Origin of the sequence: Hyphomicrobium zavarzinii ATCC 27496 (assembly GCF_000383415.1) — a bacterium.
GTDB lineage: Bacteria > Pseudomonadota > Alphaproteobacteria > Rhizobiales > Hyphomicrobiaceae > Hyphomicrobium_C > Hyphomicrobium_C zavarzinii.
The window spans coordinates 310,747-326,081 of the sequence record NZ_KB911256.1 but is presented as its reverse complement, the minus strand read 5'-3'; the positions used below and the strand labels follow the sequence as shown (position 1 = coordinate 326,081).

Sequence of the window (15,335 nt, the reverse complement as noted above, 5' to 3'; positions counted from 1 at the left end):
GCGACGATGGTGCACTGAAAAACTCAACAACCGATCAGCTCTTGCGACGTGGAATGTACCCATACACGAATGCGAGAATGCGCGGTGCTTTGCTACGGTCTCTAAGGACCTTCCCGTGTACGCAAGCGAGGCTGAGCTATCGTTTGATCAGTCGTGAGGTGCTCTTGGCCTGCAATGACTTTCAGGGGCTGAGCACCTGCAGCAACAGAGCGCTCAATAGCGAGTTCTCCGCCGACGCAGCCGAGCATGTCCTGTAGCTTGTCGAAGTCACCGCACCACTGCAGCTCGATATCGCGATCGCGCGAACTGTCGCGAGGAGCTCCAGGCGACCCGAATGCCACGACACGCATCTGGAGCCGCTGGGCTTCAGGCGGACCGCTGACCTCGAGACCGAAGCCAGGCGTCGTGGCGTGCTGCATCACGACCGCTTCTCCCTTCGCAAAGGCCGTGGCCATCCCTTCGCGAACTTCATACCCGAGGCTCGACAATCCTTGAAGGATCGTCTGGCGGCGCGCCTCTGCAGCGATGCGGTTGATCTCTGCCTTCACCTGGGCAGCCGCCGCTGCGAGCAGGCTATCGACTCCGCTGGTGTCGGATGCCGCGAGAGCCGCTTCGATATCCGAGGCTAGGGCTCGAGCAGGTGCCGACGAGAAGCGTTGGATCTCGGCCAGCTGCGCGCGCAGCTTTGCGTGCAAGTCGCGCCGTTCCCGTGCCTTGCGCGTCGCCTCGGCCAAATCCGCAATGAGGCTGTCGACGAGCAGACTCGCGCGCGCCGCAGCGGATTCGGCGTTGATTTGAGCCAAGCGCTGTACGAACGCTGCACCCGCGTCTTCATCGATGAGCTGTAGCTCGACAATCAGGCCATCGACGCGGACCAGTCGGTCATCAGGCTCATTGTCAATAATGGTGGTGCGCCATTCGGCAAGGCTCCTTGGGCGTTCGCCTGCGCCGAGCCGGATCGCAATGTCACGTGTCTGCCCAGGGACGGCGTTTGCAGGGCCGTTGCCGCTAAGCAGGGCAAAGGCCTTGGCGAACGCACCTTCCTCGTCCTGATCGCCTGTCGTACCGGATACGATCGCCTCGAGTGAAGTCGAGAGCTCGCTCGGCACTGGCTTGCCACTGGCTCTGAGCTCAGCCAGCACCGTCCGGGCCGCGCCGGCGCGGCGGCGGTGCCGCGTGCGTTCGGCAGCAGCACGCTCAACCGCGCGCGCAAGCCGAGACTGCGTGTCCGCATCGAGAAATGCGATCTCCTCTGGTACCGCCTTCTGAAGCTCGACGAAGGCATCCTCAGCCAGAAGCGCGCGCAACTGGTCACGACGTTGGTGCACTTCAGCGATTTCGGCCTCGGTGATCGTGCTGTTGCGCTGCCCCGATCGCGTCCAGTGGGCAATGGCCGCGTCAAGACGGGCGAGATGCTGCTCGCAGATGGCGATGATTTCTTCGCGCGTCACGATCCGCACGACCTTGGGACCACTCATGCTGTTCTCCCTGAGGGGGCTGAGAGCGCGGCCTCGATGGCCAGACGGAGGCGCTCTTGCTCCTAGGTCCGCCGCTCATACCAGTCGGCGCATGAAACCCGATGCAGCTGCCGCACCGTGCCAGCGAGAATCTTCGGCCGCCACAACTCGCGGGCTCGGGCGCGCGCCAGAATGGCATCGCGCGGCGCGTCACACTCGACGCCGACGCCAAACAGGCCGGTGCGCGGGTCGACAATGGCGAGGTCGACAGCGAAGGCATCCCTCTCCCCGCCCAGCGTGGCCTCATACCCCAACCCACTGACGAAACGTTCGACGGATCGCACGAACCCATCGGTCACATCATGTCTGCGTCGTTCACCCCGCGAGCCTTCCGTCACCATGCGCCGGCACAAGGCGCGTCCAGCGTCGAGATCCTGCGCCGTAATGGACCGTCCGAACTCCAGATACCCTTGCAGGTAGTCGCGCTCCGTCATCGGCGGACGATGCGTCGAGAGCATGTCGGAGACCTCGCCGATCGGGATGGACGTGGCGACGATGATCTTCTTCTTGGCACGCGTGACGGCAACGTTCAGGCGGCGCCGTCCGCCCTGTTGTCCGAGAACACCAAAGTTGCGGCGGAACACACCGCGCTCGTTGCGACCGAAGGTCGTCGAGAAGATGATCAGATCGCGCTCATCACCCTGCACGTTCTCGACATTCTTGACGAAAAAACCGATATCCTCGTGCTCCAGCGTGCGCTGCTGCTCGGCGATATAGGCTTCCCGGAAGGCCGCGTTCTGCTCCGCTCTGGCCTCGAGCCGGTCTTCGATCAAATCGGCCTGTTTGCGGTTGAATGTGACGACACCGATGGAGGGCCGTCGCTCAGGTGGCTGGCTCCAATAGCCTTCCAGCAGCTCGACAACGCGATCAGCCTCGGTCGGATTGGTCTGTTGCGTATAGATGCCGTTGAGCTGAATGACCTCGATGGGCCGCTCACGCCGTACGACGGCTTCGGGATGCTGAACGGGAACGTTGAGGCGATTGCCGTAGAAAGCGGCATTGGAGAATGCGATCAGCTCGCGGTAGGCCGAGCGGTAGTGGACCTCAAGCCCCCGTGAGGGCAGCGACACGCGGGCCAGGTTGAGAAGATCTGGGCAGTCCTTGATCTCGCGCCGATTCCAGGTTTCCTCGAGAGCGTCTCTTGCACTGTCGCTGAGCCCATCGGGCTCGCTATCGTCGATTTCCGCGTCCTCGTCATCTTCGATGCGCCCCGCAAAGAACGACGTCGGCGGCATCTGCTTCTCGTCTCCACTAACGACGGCAAGCCTCGCACGGAACAGTGTTGGCAAGGCATACTCGATCGGCATCTGCGAAGCCTCGTCATAGACGACGACATCGAACAGGCCCGGCGTGAGAGGCAGGATGCGACTGGCGACATCCGGGTTGGCAAGCCATACCGGGCGCAATTCAAAAAGCCCAACATCGCGACCGCTCTCGATAAGATCGCGAATGCTGGAGCGCGGCACGCCGCGCGCGGCGCGTAGTCGCGTAATGCTCGTCCACGTCTGTTGCGTCCCCTGCACCTGAGATGCCTCGATACCGTCGGCCAAGAGCCGGCCATTGAGCCGACGCATCTCCACGTCGGCATCGCCAAGCGCCCGGGCTTTGCCCTCCATCTCGGTCTGATCGAGGAGCAGTGCCGGTTCGCGCGCCTCTAGCGACGCCTTGATGGCGAGACGGGCCTCACGTGCTATGATGCGCCGGACCATGGCGCTCAACTCATGCGTCGGCAGGGCGCTCATCTGGGTCTCGACATCGCGCAGATGCGCGAACACCTTCAATGTCGCCTCGTCGAGACCCATGGCACGCCGACGAAACTGCTGGAAGGCCTCCAGCGTCGGCAGGGCGCCTGCGATCGTTGACAGCGACGACATGTTCGACTGGCCGGTCGTGATCGCCGATCGGCAGGCCGACAACCACGGGTCCTCGAACCAGTTGTCCAGGGCGGCCAGCGCGGCCGCGCTTGCCGCGCGCGTGTCGCATCGTCTGACCGCTGCCGCCACCTCCTCGAGGAATGCCGGCAAGGTGCCGGCTTCGGCGTGTTGCAGGGCCAGATCGATCCGCGGCCCGCGTTCGAGGAGCTGCGCCAGCTTCTCGACGTCGCCAAGCGACTGACGCAAGTGCATGGCAAGCCGGGTGACGCCCGCCCATGGCATGGAGGCGAGCGTCAGATCGTTGATCCGCAACTGCACCAGCACTACGGCGAGACGCTGCTTGAGTGTCCGCAGCTCGCGCTCAAACCGTACCGCCCCGACCAACGCGGGCACGTCGCCGACGATCCCGGGCGCGCACTCGCGCAGGAAGCGCCTCAGGTGCCGTAAAGCAAGAAATCTGAACGGATTGAGGAGGCCAATTAAAGAGGCCGGCCCGGAAGCACGGTCGCACGCGCCCGCCAGCGCGCGAAGCGTGTCGTCATCGAGGGTGAGGAGAATGCTTGCCATCTCGCTGGATGGTAAGGACGAGTCCAGCGTCTCCAGACAGGCGATCAGCGCGTCGAGCTCCTCGAGCTGTTTTCCACCCTCGCTCTTGCCGGCCCGGGCACCGGCGCCGGGTGCGAACAGCGAGATCCATAAGGCGACATTGCCACGTTGCTCCGCTCTAAACAGAGCACTCATTTCGGATGCCTCCGACACCCACACGCGTGTTGCCTCGGCATCCGCGACCTCAAAGGCTGCAGTACCTTGCGAGATCAGCCCTTGGCGCTGCGCTTCCGCCGCGGCAAAAAGCTCGAAATCCGTCAGGAAGGCCCGAAGCGTGGCTGGATCGGCGTGGAAGGCCTTGAGGGCATGAAGAGGATTTCCCTCAAAGCGCGCAGGCAGCCAATAGCGCGCCAGCGAGGCGCAGGACTCCTCAATCGCCGCCCTCTGCGCCGCTGGCAATGTCTCAAGCAGGCCGCGCAATCTCGGCACGTCGATCGGCGCCGGCCCGTCCGCCTCCAGCTCGATCAGTTCGCCCAGGAGCGTCCTGTAGCTCAAGCCGGTTTCGTCGTCGGCCTGATGCAGGGCCTCATGGCGGCGGTCGAGCTGACCTTCGAGTTCCTCAATCAGATGGGCAAGCTGCTGCCGTTTCCGGCGCACGGCTGCGTCTGCCGAACCGGGGTTCCGCCGCAGATTGATGGCCTGGTCACGGATCATCTGCAGCACGGGCTGCCGATCCTTGTTGATGTCCGTGACCATGATGCAGCGGTCCTGCAGTCCTTCCTTCTCCAGGCGCTTTCGCACGACGTCGATTGCCGCATGCTTCTGGCAGACGACGAGCACGCTCCGCTTCCGGCCGATGGCATCGGCGATGATATTGACGATGGTCTGGCTCTTGCCGGTCCCCGGCGGTCCTTCGAGCAGAAGCCCCGGCGCATTGCGCGCCGCGAACACCGCCGCCTCTTGCGACGGATCGCTTGCCGCGCTGAAGAAGCGATCGATCTCGCGCGGCGACGGCGGTGACGGACCGTCGGCTTCCAGGCTCACGATACGAAGAAGCGCGGCCAGAGCTGTGGTATCCGGCGCCCTGGCCTTTAGCCGCCGCAGATCATCGACGATCGCCTGCCCGATATATGAGAGATGGAAGATGACAGCGGACGGAACAGCCTGCCGTGCCCCCGGTGGCACCTGAACGTCACGCCCCGGCAACCTGGCAAGCTCCTGCCCGGCGCACGTTGCCAAGGCGCTGAAAGCATCCATGACATCGCCGGGACTCAGCGCCGAGCGGCCGAGCAGCTCCTCGATCACATCTCGCCACCGGCCGATCTCATCGACCCCGACGATCCCCTCCAGCGCCGGATTGATGCGGACATCCTCCCGGTCACGGTCGAACGCAACCGAAACATTGCCGCGCACACCCACCGCCGCGTCGACACGTATCGGCCAGAGCAGGATCGGCGCGATGCGCGGCTTGACGGCCACCCTGCCGTCGCGGGCGATGAGGAAGGGAAACCCCAGATAGAGGCCATCGATGCCTGTGTCGCGCTTGTAGAGGGCTGCGCCCTGCACGAGATGGCGCAGCCGGCTTTCCGGAGAGCTCTCCGGTGTCGCGAACACAGCTGGATCAATCTCGAAAGACTGATCCGAGCGTCGCAGCACATGTGCAACCATGTCGTCCGGGCGCCGCCGCGCGCTCCCCAACTCACAGACGTCAATGCGCGGCGTCGTCTTGCCGATAATCATGCGTACCAGCGGGCCGCGCGTCAGCGAGATCGTCACCTTCTTCTCGAAATAATCGAGAATGCGCTGGTAGTACTCATGCTTGGGCGGCTCGCGCCATTGCTCCGCCGGAATGGCCAGTAACACCAGCGCGCGCCCGATTGGCAGTCGCCGCTCCAGACGGAGCTGTTCCACCCACTCATCGGCGCGCGCAATCCCGCAACGCGCAAGATCGCCGGTCCGACGCCGGACTTCGGCGATCAGATCACGGCGGGAGAGATCGAGATGACGCGCGGCTGCCGCGCGATCGAACAGGGCAATGCCGGCCCGCTGCGCCAGCTGCTCCGCTTCGCCGATGACCTCATCGCGGCTGCGAAAATAGCCGGGATCGGCGGCAAGAAGGATGATGAAATCCCCTTCGGCCGACTGGCGCCGTTCCATCAGGCTCGCGATGCCAGCGTGCTCCGTATCCGGAAAGAGCCGGCGTCGTATGTCCCATTCCGCGGCAAGCCGCGCGCGCGAGGTCGCCAGAAGATAGGCCCGCAGCGTTGCTTCTTCCAGATTGATCTCGAGGTGCCTCGCTTTCTCGCGCACAGCGCCGGCACGCATCTTGAGGCGCGACAGCCAGGGCTCCGCACCCATGCCGGCCAGAATGTCCGGCGCCGGCCCCGCTATCAACGCGTAGCCCAACTCGCTATGTTCGAGCAGCCATGCCGGATTGATGATGTCGCCTCGGCAGGCCAGCGGCATGTTCTCATTGAGCAGCTTCAGTGCGATCGACAGCCGGAAGTCATCGTGCAGCCCATCGTGGCGCGTGATCTGCCGCAGCATCGAGACAGCACTATCCGGCAGGCCGATCTCCGCCGCCCACGTCGCGATCTCGCCGCGGAGGAGGAGATCGCGCGCCTCATCCCAGTTGGGTGCGTCGGCAGCCTCGAGCGCGAAGCGCGTCGGGCTCCTGTAAGCTTTGTTGCCGAGACGGATCTCCGGACCAGCGCCCGTCTCCGGGCTGACCGCCGCGTCTGCCGGGACGTCGACGGCCTCGCCTTCGAGCCAGGCCTTGAGCTGCGGCCAGCCCCAGCGTTTGGTCCGGTCGCGCACCAGAAGGCCGCGTAGCACTGTCTGGAGCTCAGGCGGGAGGTCGCCGGGTACCGCGACACCGGTCGCAAGAGCGTGGACCAGAAAGACACGGGGATTGATACCGTCGAAACAACGGCCTTCCGTGACCTGCTCGAGCAGAATCATGCCCAAGCTCCACCAATCCGACGCCGGCGCGACGGCGCCGACGACAGCTTCCGGCGCCGTATACGGTGTCGTTTCGAGTGGAGCGACGATGTCGAGATCGAACTCAGAAAGCCGTGCCGATCCGAAGCCGGTGATCACCAGGTCGAGCGGCTCACTGGCCCGGACGTGAATGTTACCCGGTCTCAGATCCCGATGTCGCAATCCGAACTCGGCAAAGGTCCTGAGTGCACTTCCAATCTCCAAGGCAAGATGGCGGACGGACGCCAGATCGGCCCCCGAGTAGGAACGGTCGGCGAGCGATCCGCCTTCAATGTGCTCGCAGATGTCGTAGACGCGATCGTTCCAACGGCCGGTGGCAAGCAGCTCCGGCACGTGATCACGCGGCAATCGCTGCAGCAGGGCATAGACGGACGGATCTGGCTCGTGGCCATGAGCGTACAATGTCAGTACGGCCGATCGGTCATCATCGCACCGCGTGGCGACAAAACGCTCGCGCACCCGTCCTGGCGTGCTCAGTCGACGATCCAAGCGCCAGCCGTCGATGGTGTCGGGAGTTTCGATTTCCGGCGGCGGTTCATAGGGCGGCGGATCGGGCTCGCTGAAACCACCACGTTCGATGGTGTCGCCAAGTGCCGGAATGTCGACATGGCACTCGGGGCAGATCAGATCCCCCGCCGTGATCGGATGTCCGTTTGGACAGACATACTGCGCAGGTTCCGACGGGTCGCTCGGCGTGGTAGCGGGGCGCCAACCGCTCGGCCGAATGGGTTCCTGTGAGATTGGCCAGGGCTCAAAGCCCTTTTCGAGGCATCCCTCGCAGAAGACCTCGCCGAGATCGCGTTCGCTCTCACAGCTCGGGCACCATCGCATATGACTGCTGGGCATCACCGACAACTCTTGTCCTCCGAAGTCGCCACGCAATGCCCTTGGGTGGTGAGCCATGCGTTGAGGCGCGCGAAGTCATCACGATCCGGAATGCCGGCGAACCAGACGGTGCCGGCTTCGTCGAAAGCAACGTCGAGATGGCGATCGCTGTTGTCGCGCGATGTCTGGTAAGCGGCAAAGCGGTGGCGGCCGAGTGAAGTCAGGAACGTCAATCTCTGATTGTCGCTGCCGCGCAGGCGAAGGGACTGCGTCGCCGTTCGCTCGAAGGGATCGCTGACAATGGCGTCGATCAGGCCACGCATGCGCGACAGGTGCGCGTGGAGTGCCTCCAGCGGATAGCCAGAGAACACGAGAATATCTCCCGCACTCTCGGCCCTCAGGCCCCGCAGCAGAACTTCGAGCGCCCCGGCCTGATCAAAGGGCTCGCCGCCCGAGATCGTGATACCATCTGCCGTGGCAAGCCACGGTCTGATCGCCGCCAGAACGCCGCCCACCGTCGATGACGGCTTTATCGCCGCCCAGGTGTCTGCAGAGATGCAGCCGGGACATCGGATTGAACAGCCCTGAAACCAGATGCCAACCCGGCGGCCTGGCCCCAAGGCGGTGACCGGAAAGTGAAGGCGGGACAGGCTGATGGGAAGATCCGTACTGATCATGGCAACCTCGCCAGATGCAGCGACGTGACAGCTCCTTTCTCAACCTCGGCAATCGACAGGCGAGATCCCTGCGGATCGCCGAAGTCGAACAGGGCGCGGGCCAGCGGATTGACAAGATGGCGTTCGACCTGATTGCGAATGCCGCGTCCCCCGTTCGACAGATCCTCCAGACACAAAATCGCCAGCTGTTCGCGGGCGCCGTTGCTGATCGAAACGTGTGTGCCGCCATGCGCCAGATCGGCCAGCGTCGCATCCACCATCTGATGAAAAATCTGGATGGCGACCTCCGGCCGGATGAAATCAAAGACGATGATGTTCTCGCCAATCCGGTTGAGAATTTCGGGCCGGTTGAGAACGATCTTGAAGTGGCGTTCGATTTCGCGGCGCACGTTCGCCTGGACCGCCGCAAAAGGCTCGTTGGGCGAGACGTTGAGGACGCGTTCGCCTGACGGGTCCTCGCGATAGATGCCGAGGTTGGAGGTGAAGACGATCAGTGCCTCGGAGAAGTAGACGCGATCACCGCGACCCGACGTCAGCACGCCGTCGTCGAGAATCTGCAAGAACTTGTCCAGGATGCGCGGATGCGCCTTCTCGATCTCGTCAAACAGAACAACACTGAAGGGCTTCTCGCGAATGGCGTTGGTCAACTCGCCGCCGACATCATAGCCGACATAGCCCGGCGGAGCGCCGATCAGGCGTTGGTCCGAATGCTCCGCGCCGAACTCGGACATATCGAACCGGATGTAGGCACTTTCATCGCCGAACAGCAGCGACGTAATAGCCTTGGCAAGCTCGGTTTTTCCGACGCCAGTGGGACCTGCCAGGAACACGACGCCCCGCGGCCGCCCGCCGCGGCGCGGTGCGCCGACACCGGTGAGTGCCCGCTTCACGATATCCAGCACATGCGTGACGGCATGATCCTGGCCCTTTACCCGGCCGCGGATATAGGCCGGCGCCGCCTCGATCTTGCGCCGGTCGATCCTCCTCCACGGGTCCTCGGTCACGCCGACCTTGTAGCGTCGCACGGCATCGGCGATCCGGTCGAACGTGACGCTCTCGCTGCGACCCAGTTGCGCAATCGCGTTGAGGTCCGTGAGGAGCAGGCCGTCGGTCATATCGACGAAAGCGTCGGCAGAGGCGGCGAGGGCCTCCGCACTCGCTTGTCCGCCTGCCGGCATGGTCTTGATAAGGACGCGCGCCAGCGCACCTCGCGCAAGGTGGTCGGGCTTGGCGATCGGAATGTGTCGCAGGCGGGCATTGTTGAAGAGGAACCAGTCCGGCAGATCGCCTTCTTTGTCGACGATCCACACGATGGAATTGAAGAACGGCGTCCGCTGCGGGCCATGCGGTCTCGGCCGGGCCGTCTGCGAAAGAACCTGGGCACGCATGAAGAGCTGATGCTCGTGCGGCTGGAGGAACTCATTGCGGACGATCAGCCGTGACGCGAAGTCCACCACGAGGGCAATAGGTCCGTCGTCAAACGAGACGATCCGCTCCAGTGTGGATGTGAGTAGATCGAGTCCCGCCGGTGCGATCCCGTTTGCCGGTGTCAGGCCTAGTCGGCTGAGTACCGCATCGCCATCCGGAGGCGTGCCCGACAGTGTGTCGGCCATGCGAAAGCCAGTGGTCGGCTCGTAGGAGACCACATGCTGGTAGCCGCTGGCGACGAGCTCTGTCGCAAGCGCTGTCATCAGGGATGCCGCAGTCATCTGCCCCGGGATAGCTTCCAGGGCCTGCAGGTCGCGAACATTGCCGGTGAGGACGAACTGGCTCTTTAGAGGAAGGAACCGCTGCAGATCCCTCAGCCAGCGCGGCTTCTGATAGGCGTCAACACGAACCATCCCCCACCTCGGAATCTATTGGCGCCCACCGCTCCAGAAGTCAGAAGGGCCGAAAGCGTTCGTTCAGCAAGAAGACTTTCGAAATGTTATGCTGAAAAGCAGCCAAAAAAAAATGTCTGGCGTGAATCGCAGCTGCCGTCGCCCCGCATCAGCAGGTTTTCCACTGCATGCGTGTGGTCGTTGCTGCACTCTGCCCTCGTGTTGCGGAGGTGAGGGCGGCGCTTGTGCACGTTCATCACCTCCCTGCAGGAAATAGGCAGCAGACGTGGAGAGAAAGAGACTGTGCGGCCGCCCCGATGAATCGCTAGGCAAACAGAAGCAGACGCCACTAACACAGCTGTCCGCAGTTCGAACCGATCGGAGCTAGATGTCGGCTCCTGGGACCAATCGTCAATCAAACTTCCTGACAACGATTCCGGTGATGCCAAGGCCACCCAATCGTGTCACCCACACCAAGCCACCGTTCAAGTCGGGAGTTCTGGTGAGCTTCCCCGCAAGGTATCCCCCTGGTCGCTTCCCACTTCGTCTTCAATCTCAGCCGCCTCTTCAATCTCGGGGCTCGCGCTCTCGATGGCTTCAGGCGTTATCTCTGCATCTTCGACGATGGAACTCCGAGGAACACCTTTCGGCCTCTTCGTCGTCATGCCCATCATGGCCTTGAACGATAACACCGACGAACCAGGGTGCCCTCTACCGTCGTGGTTTGCTACACCAGCGATGGACCACTTCGTCGGGCGTGCCCCATGGATATTAAGAAGCTGAGCGGTGCGACGGCTGGCAAAGCCGATAAGCCAGTCTTCAATGTCATCAATACATGTCTCGTTGCCTGTTTGACCGCGCACATTCGCTTGATGGATGACGTAAAATTCAATCTTGGCCTTACGTCTGTTACTTAGATACTCATTCAGACTGTTGATATTGCGGTCGTTGAAGGCTTCTTTGAAGATGTTCTTAGATGCCTTCCCCACATAGACCGGCAAGCTCCCGCGTCCAGAGGCGCAGGAGAAGACGTAACAGCCGGGCTTGCTGACGTCGTCGCATTCTTGGACGATTACTTTCAATTGCTCTTGATGGATGAGTCTTCCGCCGGTCACCCCCTTCCTTAACGGAACGGGAAAAGGACCCTTCACGACGAATTGCACCATGACATCCCCCACGCGACTTAATCGAGACGCATTGTACTATGGGAATAAGGGCCGCGACGAGCAAAACATGTTCCTCGGCCAATCAATGGACAGTGTCGCACGATTTGGTTGCAGAGCAATATATCGGGTACCGAAGCAGACGCTAACAAAGCGCTGAACGACAACCGCTACTTATTCGAAGACGGACGTCACACGATACATGCGGGGCTGTCCACCTCCCCCCATCGCGATGTCGGCTTCTGGGACGCCTCTCCCAACCGCCCTACGTCAGGGGGATAGCGTCGGACCTCGATTGTGTGTTGACATCTCCACACCGGGACGGCGACTGAACTGTTGACGCGATGACCTTCGATTTTGGATCAACCACATCGCCTGCCGCCCGCGCGCCTTAACCGTCTATGACGAACGGCATTACGTCACCTATCTGCGTTTGCTGGATGCGAAGGCCGACGGCGCGGACTGGAAGGAAGTCGCGCAGATCGTGCTACACCGTGATCCGGCCGCCGATGAACCTCGCACACGCCGTTGCTGGCAAAGCCATCTCGAACGCGCGCAATGGCTGTCGCGTGAGGGCTATCGGAGAATTCTGGAGCAGGCGGCAGCCAACAAGGCGTGAGGGCCACGCCAGCACGATTAACGCTTGTTGGGCTTGATCGGATAATGGAGCAGTAGGCGATAGCCCCCGCGCATCATTTTGATGCCGTGCGCGACTAGGCGGCGGGCCTTGTTCTTGCGCGGGTCGCGCTCGAAATCCTCCTTGGTGCCGCGAAAGCCGAGCAGGATTTCGGCGATGGTGCGATAGCTCTCGCCGCTCAGACGAGCGTCGAGCGCGCGCAGGGACAGGATATGCCATTGCCGGAGCTGGGCGGGAACGGCCCGGAAATCTGGACCGGGCGCGCGGCCGCTGAGGGAACGCCAAAAACGGCGGGCGGCGTGAGCGCGCAGCTCCAGAAATGAATCCATCGGCAGCGTAACGGCATAGAAGGCGGTGGCATCCGGAACTGCCTCGGGAAGCCAGAACTGATGTGCAATGCCATCCACCTGCCAGAGGCCGTGCCAGCCATCGGCAGCGGGGCGCAGGTCTAGGCCGTCTAGGTGCGCCAGCGTCAATATTGGCTCGGTGTCGCCGTCCTTGTGATCTACAGGCGACAACATCACAGCTTTCGGCTGAAGGCGCGGACACCAGATCGGCGTTTGACGATCATGCGGCGCGTCGGGATCGCACGGGAAATCGCAACCCCCATCGATGCGCGAACTCTTCAAGGTCGCGGGCAGCCGCCCCTCCGGTCAATGCGATGGTCTGGCAGTCCCGACGATATTCGTCGTTACGGCGCAGGTATTCCCAAGCGAAACCAGCGGCAGGGATGTGCTTTGTATGCCCGTATGCCGCCGGAGATCGCCAATCGATGCTGAGCATGGCGTCTCCTCCCCAAGCCGGGATGCTGGGCAGCGCCCGGCAAAAAGAGGTTCAAGGATCACCGAAAATATAGAACCCGCTCAAAGCAGATACCTTGAGCGGCTAACCCGATCATTCTTTGGTGTTTTTAGCTTGGCAACAGCCGGCGCTTTGGAGCTGCCTGCCCGTATGAGCACGGACAGGCAGTCATGTACTCACCTGTTGGAAAACACATGGACCTCGCCGTGCGCCGTCTCGATAGTGAACAGGTCGCCGCCCATCTCGGCGTCGCGCGCCATCGCGTTCCAATCGACATAGTAGCGCAGCGCCTCGGGGATCGTGACGCTCTCGGTCGTCAATTCCTCCATGTAGTCGGCGAGGCTGGCGAACTGACCATGATAGCAATCCTCCAACGTGGATTCGGCTTGGTCCATGTCGCCGCTGAACTGCTCCAGCCGGCCCGCGCCAAGTGCGCCATGCTCTGCGATGAAAGCGGCCATCCGCGCCACGGTGTCGATGCCGGCATATTCGGAGATGCTAACGCCCTCGAAGCCCTCATAATCGTGAATGGCGTATTCCTCCGCGCCCTCTACAGGGGAACGGGCAAGCATCGCGGCAATTTCATCCCTGATCTGATCGGTGTCCTGATCCGCGTCGATCCAAGCCCCATGCAGATAGCCGTTATTGTAGGCGGCAAGGCAGGCGACATAGATGCGGGGATTGCTGTCGGATACGTTGGCCATGTCTCTGATCCTCGGGTCTGAAGGTCAGCGAAGCGGAACGCCGCGCCTGACCTTCTGGCCGTCGCCGAGACCGGGTGTGCAAACGGAGGGAGGCTTCGCGGGGAACCGGCTGCACGGAGCGCGTCACGCGCGGAGGAAGCTGGGCGGAAGCCTTTCGAAGTGCGCCGAGGGCAGAGCCCTAAGTTACAGAACTTTTTTCCTGCCAGATCAACTACACGTCGAAACCACCTTGGCGTGCGATTGGCTCTTTCACGAAGCTGTCGGCATCCAAGCCAGCTTGACGCAGGAATGGTGCCTCGGAAAGCCGTGCATACAGATTAAGCATCCGAGTTTCAGCACGTCGGATAAATGTTTCATAGGCCATGGGGATAATCTTGGTCGGCCCTTCCTCACGGACGCCTTCACGCGGCGTTAGTCGCGATCCCAGGACAAAACAGGTCACACGCGTAGAATCGTCAATCAATCCGTGAGTCTGCAATTCAACAACATACTTCCATGCTTGGTTCTTCTGATCCATGCCGATAGGAATGCCGGGCCGCTTCAACTCGACAACAATCAAGTGCTCCACGCCAATAACTTCGTGCTGCTCATCGAACGCGGGGCGGGCAAATAGTCCTACACTGCCATCGGGTAGAATAACGAAGTCGGGCCGGTTCAGGCTGCCCTGACGGGATGACGCGCATCGGCTCCTGTCCGACCTTGTCGGCGAAGCTGTGAAGGATCTCCGGCCAGACGCTGAAATATCCCTGCCGCCGGGGTTCGGGCAGGCGCTTGAGCACGAAGGCCGCTTCCGCGAGACGTTCCTCGACGAGGCTCGGCGTCCACCTCACAGCACACCTCCCCGGGTCTCCATCGCCCAAAGCAGGATCGCGATCGCGTCGGCCTCGTTGTCGTCGGCGGGTTGGAACCCGCGCTGGCGCATCGCGGCGAGCACGGCTTCCTTGCCGGCGTTGCCCTTGCCCGTGGCGAAGCGTTTGATGGTGCCGACAGGAACGCCCTGATACCGCAGTCCGGCGCATAACCGGGCCGTCGGCGGCGCGCCACGCTCGAAGCACATGGACGGCACGGCCTTTGACATCGCCATGGCGAATCACGATCCGGTGGCTTTCGAGGCTGCCGCCCGAGCCGTCGGCTTCCTCGGCTTCGGCTACTATCCGCGCTCGGGCTTCATGCACATCGATCTCGGGCCGGCTCGGCAATGGGGCGAGCGGTTCCCGGTGCGGGCGACGGCGTTCGCCGCGGAAACGTCGCCCGTGCGGGAGGTCCTGGCAGACAGCCGAACGATGAAGGGCAGCGGCGCAGCTGGCGTGGCCACGCTGGGCGCAGCGGGTGTCGAGGTGGCGCAGAGCGTTCTGACGGAGACACAGACCGCGATCCTGCCGCTCGTCCCCTATCTCGACACCTTGCGCTGGGTGTTCATCGCCGTGGCGATCGCGGGCCTTGCCGTGGCGATCTACGCCCGCATCGACGACTGGAAACGGGGGCGTCGATGATCGCCGCTCTGTTCACCGGGATCGCCGCCGCCCCGTGGATGCGGGCGGCCCTGCGCTACGGCGCCATCGCACTCGCCGTGTTCCTGTTCCTGCTCTCACTCCGGCGCTCCGGGCGAGCGGGACGCCTCGCCGAACGCCTCGAAACCTCGGAGAAGTTCAATGACATCCAACGCCAGATGCTCGACGCGGCAGCTCGCCGTCCTTCGTAATCGCAGCGATCTCGCTGACCGCCTGCGCGACGGCCACTTCTGAACCTCGCACGGCTACCGTCTGTCCGC

The 15,335-nt window shown here is 62.7% G+C and carries 14 protein-coding genes; 3 read left to right on the top strand and 11 right to left on the bottom strand.

Annotation, left to right across the window (positions count from 1 at the left end; genetic code table 11):
* Positions 1–101: 101 nt before the first annotated feature.
* From F812_RS0105600 to F812_RS0105580, 5 genes are all read right to left on the bottom strand, one after another.
* Entirely contained in the window at positions 102–1,478 is a 1,377-nt protein-coding gene (locus tag F812_RS0105600) for a hypothetical protein (protein WP_020084977.1), read from the bottom strand.
* A gap of 62 nt (positions 1,479–1,540) precedes the next feature.
* Complete coding sequence (locus F812_RS22710) at positions 1,541–7,783, bottom strand: AAA domain-containing protein (RefSeq protein ID WP_245257646.1); 6,243 nt, start codon at positions 7,781–7,783, stop codon at positions 1,541–1,543.
* Positions 7,783–8,439, bottom strand: a complete 657-nt coding sequence (locus F812_RS0105590; RefSeq protein ID WP_026867871.1) for a 4Fe-4S single cluster domain-containing protein — start codon at positions 8,437–8,439, stop codon at positions 7,783–7,785. Before F812_RS0105590 ends, F812_RS22710 begins: the two co-directional genes overlap by 1 nt.
* On the bottom strand, positions 8,436–10,280 hold the full coding sequence (locus F812_RS0105585) for an AAA family ATPase (RefSeq protein ID WP_020084974.1): 1,845 nt from the start codon (positions 10,278–10,280) through the stop codon (positions 8,436–8,438). The genes F812_RS0105590 and F812_RS0105585 overlap by 4 nt, the downstream gene beginning before the upstream one ends.
* Before the next feature lie 464 nt (positions 10,281–10,744).
* Positions 10,745–11,425, bottom strand: coding sequence for a hypothetical protein (locus F812_RS0105580; protein WP_020084973.1), 681 nt, complete (start codon positions 11,423–11,425; stop codon positions 10,745–10,747).
* 358 nt (positions 11,426–11,783) lie between these two features.
* Between F812_RS0105580 and F812_RS0105575 the strand changes: the two genes are divergently transcribed.
* Positions 11,784–12,041: a DNA -binding domain-containing protein gene (locus tag F812_RS0105575; protein ID WP_026867870.1), complete on the top strand. Its 258-nt coding sequence runs from the start codon at positions 11,784–11,786 to the stop codon at positions 12,039–12,041.
* Between the two features lie 17 nt (positions 12,042–12,058).
* Here the strand turns inward: F812_RS0105575 and F812_RS0105570 are convergent, their stop codons facing one another.
* The 6 genes from F812_RS0105570 to F812_RS26420 all read right to left on the bottom strand — a co-directional run bounded on the left by F812_RS0105570 (position 12,059) and on the right by F812_RS26420 (position 14,648).
* Positions 12,059–12,580 (bottom strand): DUF2285 domain-containing protein, encoded by a 522-nt coding sequence (locus F812_RS0105570; protein WP_020084971.1) that lies wholly within the window; start codon positions 12,578–12,580, stop codon positions 12,059–12,061.
* Positions 12,581–12,626: 46 nt separating this feature from the next.
* Entirely contained in the window at positions 12,627–12,842 is a 216-nt protein-coding gene (locus F812_RS26000) for a transcriptional regulator domain-containing protein (RefSeq protein WP_083929089.1), read from the bottom strand.
* 194 nt (positions 12,843–13,036) lie between these two features.
* A complete protein-coding gene (locus tag F812_RS0105565) occupies positions 13,037–13,564 on the bottom strand; it encodes an antirestriction protein ArdA (protein ID WP_020084970.1) in 528 nt (175 codons plus the stop codon).
* 211 nt (positions 13,565–13,775) lie between these two features.
* Positions 13,776–14,132, bottom strand: coding sequence for a hypothetical protein (locus F812_RS0105560; protein WP_020084969.1), 357 nt, complete (start codon positions 14,130–14,132; stop codon positions 13,776–13,778).
* A 19-nt stretch (positions 14,133–14,151) separates the two neighbouring features.
* Complete coding sequence (locus tag F812_RS27200) at positions 14,152–14,343, bottom strand: DUF6362 family protein (protein ID WP_342446742.1); 192 nt, start codon at positions 14,341–14,343, stop codon at positions 14,152–14,154.
* Positions 14,344–14,390: 47 nt separating this feature from the next.
* Positions 14,391–14,648, bottom strand: a complete 258-nt coding sequence (locus F812_RS26420; protein ID WP_156827277.1) for a RuvC family protein — start codon at positions 14,646–14,648, stop codon at positions 14,391–14,393.
* Between F812_RS26420 and F812_RS22705 the strand changes: the two genes are divergently transcribed.
* Together F812_RS22705 and F812_RS22700 are read left to right on the top strand one after the other, a co-directional pair.
* Positions 14,620–15,057, top strand: coding sequence for a peptidoglycan L,D-endopeptidase MepK (locus F812_RS22705; RefSeq protein WP_020084967.1), 438 nt, complete (start codon positions 14,620–14,622; stop codon positions 15,055–15,057). The two genes, F812_RS26420 and F812_RS22705, sit on opposite strands and share 29 nt — an antisense overlap.
* Positions 15,054–15,266: a hypothetical protein gene (locus F812_RS22700; RefSeq protein ID WP_020084966.1), complete on the top strand. Its 213-nt coding sequence runs from the start codon at positions 15,054–15,056 to the stop codon at positions 15,264–15,266. The genes F812_RS22705 and F812_RS22700 overlap by 4 nt, the downstream gene beginning before the upstream one ends.
* Positions 15,267–15,335: the final 69 nt, after the last annotated feature.

Excerpts from the sequence above, each read along its gene's own strand:
- F812_RS0105600 (WP_020084977.1), bottom strand. The coding sequence starts at position 1,478 with ATGAGTGGTCCCAAGGTCGTGCGGATCGTGACGCGCGAAGAAATCATC.
- F812_RS22710 (WP_245257646.1), bottom strand. The coding sequence starts at position 7,783 with ATGCCCAGCAGTCATATGCGATGGTGCCCGAGCTGTGAGAGCGAACGC.
- F812_RS0105590 (WP_026867871.1), bottom strand. The coding sequence starts at position 8,439 with ATGATCAGTACGGATCTTCCCATCAGCCTGTCCCGCCTTCACTTTCCG.
- F812_RS0105585 (WP_020084974.1), bottom strand. The coding sequence starts at position 10,280 with ATGGTTCGTGTTGACGCCTATCAGAAGCCGCGCTGGCTGAGGGATCTG.
- F812_RS0105580 (WP_020084973.1), bottom strand. The coding sequence starts at position 11,425 with ATGGTGCAATTCGTCGTGAAGGGTCCTTTTCCCGTTCCGTTAAGGAAG.
- F812_RS0105570 (WP_020084971.1), bottom strand. The coding sequence starts at position 12,580 with ATGTTGTCGCCTGTAGATCACAAGGACGGCGACACCGAGCCAATATTG.
- F812_RS26000 (WP_083929089.1), bottom strand. The coding sequence starts at position 12,842 with ATGCTCAGCATCGATTGGCGATCTCCGGCGGCATACGGGCATACAAAG.
- F812_RS0105565 (WP_020084970.1), bottom strand. The coding sequence starts at position 13,564 with ATGGCCAACGTATCCGACAGCAATCCCCGCATCTATGTCGCCTGCCTT.
- F812_RS22705 (WP_020084967.1), top strand. The coding sequence starts at position 14,620 with ATGGACGGCACGGCCTTTGACATCGCCATGGCGAATCACGATCCGGTG.
- F812_RS26420 (WP_156827277.1), bottom strand. The coding sequence starts at position 14,648 with ATGGCGATGTCAAAGGCCGTGCCGTCCATGTGCTTCGAGCGTGGCGCG.
- F812_RS22700 (WP_020084966.1), top strand. The coding sequence starts at position 15,054 with ATGATCGCCGCTCTGTTCACCGGGATCGCCGCCGCCCCGTGGATGCGG.